The sequence below is a fragment of the Parasphingorhabdus sp. genome (genome assembly GCF_041748495.1).
Lineage (GTDB): Bacteria > Pseudomonadota > Alphaproteobacteria > Sphingomonadales > Sphingomonadaceae > Parasphingorhabdus.
On record NZ_JBGTDD010000142.1, the window covers coordinates 1 to 3017 of the forward strand.

General features: G+C 51.5%; 4 protein-coding genes. 1 reads left to right on the forward strand and 3 read right to left on the reverse strand.

All coding sequences use genetic code 11. The features are described from left to right. Positions 1-194 precede the first annotated feature (194 nt). Positions 195-569, forward strand: a complete 375-nt coding sequence (locus tag ACEW8J_RS12495) for a hypothetical protein (RefSeq protein WP_373491976.1) — start codon at positions 195-197, stop codon at positions 567-569. A gap of 2 nt (positions 570-571) precedes the next feature. Here the strand turns inward: ACEW8J_RS12495 and ACEW8J_RS12500 are convergent, their stop codons facing one another. The 3 genes from ACEW8J_RS12500 to ACEW8J_RS12510 are packed head-to-tail and all read right to left on the reverse strand — an operon-like array spanning position 572 to position 2638. After that, the gene (locus ACEW8J_RS12500) at positions 572-1633 is read right to left on the reverse strand and encodes a mannose-1-phosphate guanylyltransferase/mannose-6-phosphate isomerase (protein ID WP_373491977.1); all 1062 of its coding nucleotides are present in this window, start codon (positions 1631-1633) and stop codon (positions 572-574) included. A gap of 10 nt (positions 1634-1643) precedes the next feature. Further along, a complete protein-coding gene (locus ACEW8J_RS12505) occupies positions 1644-2447 on the reverse strand; it encodes a class I mannose-6-phosphate isomerase (RefSeq protein WP_373491978.1) in 804 nt (267 codons plus the stop codon). After that, positions 2444-2638 carry a hypothetical protein gene (locus tag ACEW8J_RS12510; RefSeq protein WP_373491979.1) on the reverse strand — a complete coding sequence of 65 codons (195 nt, stop codon included), beginning with the start codon at positions 2636-2638 and terminating at the stop codon, positions 2444-2446. The genes ACEW8J_RS12505 and ACEW8J_RS12510 overlap by 4 nt, the downstream gene beginning before the upstream one ends. Positions 2639-3017: the final 379 nt, after the last annotated feature.

The following is a 3017-nucleotide window of genomic DNA, read 5'->3' on the forward strand; positions in this document are numbered from 1 at the left end:
GTGCGGACAGGGCCTGGACAACCGGAAAAAGCTTGATCGCTTCCGGTCTGGTTCCGAAGATGGTCAGGATTTTCGGCTTTGATACGATCTGCTGGGTCATTCCGGTTGCTTAATCACTTTTGGCTAAAATTTTCATAACTATTTCTTTCGCAAAAGCGTTGACCCCTGCTTCTGGCTAGCCCAGGCGCATTTTTATGGATTGGTTTGAAATCAAAAACTGGCTGGAACTGTCAACCGGACTGGACCGGGACTCCCTGCACATTTACGCGGGTGTCGGGGTGCAACTGTTTGTTGCCCTTATCCTTCGGCGTTCGCTGGCGAGCCCCGTTCCCTGGCTTTTCGTCGTAGTGGCTGCATTGGCCAACGAATATTATGATTATATGGGGTTGCCGGAATCATTCGGCGATGCACCGAAATTTTTCGACGAGGCAGTCAGCGATGTTTGGAATACACTTTTGTTGCCATCCTTGTTTCTGGTGATTGCCAGATTCTGGCCGACCTGGCTGACGGGCAAAGCAAATACCGGCGGTGAAACTGAAAAACTGGAAGAGGCCATCCCGCCAAGCTAGCCTTATTCCGAGAGTTTTTGGGCCATTTTTTTCACATCTTGGGATTGGCCGCGTGGCAGGATCATGACTTTATTCTCATGGGTTACGATGATCAGATTCTCCACACCCAAGACGGCGATTTCGAGTTCCTGGCTGTGGATCAGATTGTTGTTTGCACCGATTGTGGTCGCCTTGCCGAATATCACATTCGACTGCTCGTTGCCGTCGCTGATTTCGAACAGGGAATCCCAGCTACCGACATCAGACCAATCGGGACTGACGGGCGTTACGGCGACCTTTTCTGCCCGTTCCATTATCGCATAGTCGATTGAGTCAGAAGGTGCCGATGCAAATGCCGCAGGTTCAGGATAACAAAGTTCTGCTTCCATCCGCCTGTCGCCCATCGCCGCGCTGCACGCTGCCAGCATTTCGGGCGAATGCTTTTCCATCGCCGCCAAATAGGCGTCGGCCCGAAACAGGAATATTCCCGCGTTCCAGTGATAGCCGCCATCTGCGAGCATTTTCTCGGCAAATTCCTGCTCCGGTTTTTCAACAAATCGCTCTGCCGACATACTGCCGGCACTCCCGTCAATCACGACGCCCTGTTTAATATACCCATAGCCTGTGGCAGGTCCGGTGGGTTCGATGCCGAATGTAACCAGCCAGCGGGCTTGTGCGACCGGTATCGATGCTTGCACAGCTTTTTGAAAGGCTGGCATATTTTTGATCATATGATCACTCGGCATCACCAGCAGCAAATCGCCCGGGTCTTCAGCGGCAAGGGCAGCTAGCGCGATAGCGGGAGCGGTATTGCGCGCGCAAGGTTCCAAAATGATGGCTCCGGGTGTCGAGCCCACTTCCTGCATTTGTTCCTGCATGATTTTGATATGCATGTCCGAACCCACAATGACCGGCTGCCGATATATCGTCTCGTCCGCACAGCGCTGGAGCGTTAGCTGGAACATGCTGAGCGGACCGAAAAGGTTGAGAAATTGCTTCGGTTTTTCCGGTGTGGATAGCGGCCATAATCTTGTTCCGGAACCACCCGACAGAATGACGGGCGTAATCTGTGTGCTTTGCACCATGATCAATATCTCACGTTTTTGTACATGCGATGAGCGACGTTCCGTTTTGGGAAAGATCAATATCGGAATATCGCGGACAGATGCCACATTCTCCGGCACCGATCAATTTGCCGCGCACCGTGACCGAACCCTCCAGCGGAATGATTTGCCATTCCTTGCTGCCGGTTTGCGAAATGACCTCGTCGTCCGTGCCGACAATCTGGAATAGCTCAAATGGCGCGCCAACGAGAAGGCTGGCGGACATGTCAGCGGGAACCTCACTGCTGTATTTCATGTCGTAATCGGTGAGCTTGGCCACCGCGATAGCTTCCTCCAAATGGAGTTCGCGAGGGCGACCATAGTCGTAAATGCGATAGGTGATATCGACGTTCCGCTGGACTTCGACAAGGGAAATACCGGGGCCAATCGCATGGATTGTGCCAGCAGGTATATAGAAGAAGTCTCCCTTCTTGACCGGCTTCCAGTCCATTAGATCTTCTATTTCTCCCAAAATCGCAGCGGTTTTCAGTTTCGTGCCGCTGACCTTCTTCTTCAGGCCAAGCCCCAAAACGGCATCCGGTTCTGCATCGAGGATGAACCAGCATTCATCTTTACCATGAGGCAATCCGACTCTGCGGGCCTGCCTGTCATTGGGGTGGACCTGAATCGACAACTTTTCACTGGTGAAAAGATATTTCACCATGAGTTGCGGAGTGACGCCCTTTGGCGCTTCAAACCATACCTCTCCAATTTTCTTTTCGCTTTTGGCATGAAACATCTCTGGCAAAACTTCCTTGCCCCAAGGCTTTTCGACGAGTTTCTGTTTCAATTTCATGTCTTGTAACCGAGGATCGCCAGACGTTTCTCGATGAGGGCGTAAGTCAAACTGGTTTCCCTAACTTCAGATCGCTTGGAAATACTGCACAAGCTGATCAGCAGGTTTTTTCCCCTGACAGGACCAAGATCAGCGACAAGTGCCTCAGAAGCCAATCCACGATAGTCAGAATCAATCTTTGCAAATTTCATTCAATACTCTCGAACACAGGACATTCAGACTTCAGGATCTCGTGCCTTGTGACCGGTCCGCAGTCACAGGTCAAGTGTGTATCAACGGGCTATTGATAGTCTGTTTGTGACAATCGATTCCGGCTTGCCACCGTCCCTTGAGAACCACAAATGACCAATTCAGAATTCATGAACAATGGCGGATTAATGGTATTCCGACGGTTCCCGCTGGTCAGACAAAATTGTCTCTCTGACTGATATCTCAGGGCTTCAGCAGCCCGAAGGGAACGATTCTATTCTCGACATCATGGCCTATTTCCGATCGTCCCAGATAGGCGATATCATTGCTCTGGCACCATCGCCTGGTGATCGCCTCGGGATCTTCGCCGAATGGCCGGTC

Bases quoted from the DNA above. Each gene is read 5' to 3' on its own strand.
- ACEW8J_RS12495 (WP_373491976.1), top strand. From the start codon at position 195: ATGGATTGGTTTGAAATCAAAAACTGGCTGGAACTGTCAACCGGACTG.
- ACEW8J_RS12500 (WP_373491977.1), bottom strand. From the start codon at position 1,633: ATGGTGCAAAGCACACAGATTACGCCCGTCATTCTGTCGGGTGGTTCC.
- ACEW8J_RS12505 (WP_373491978.1), bottom strand. From the start codon at position 2,447: ATGAAATTGAAACAGAAACTCGTCGAAAAGCCTTGGGGCAAGGAAGTT.
- ACEW8J_RS12510 (WP_373491979.1), bottom strand. From the start codon at position 2,638: ATGAAATTTGCAAAGATTGATTCTGACTATCGTGGATTGGCTTCTGAG.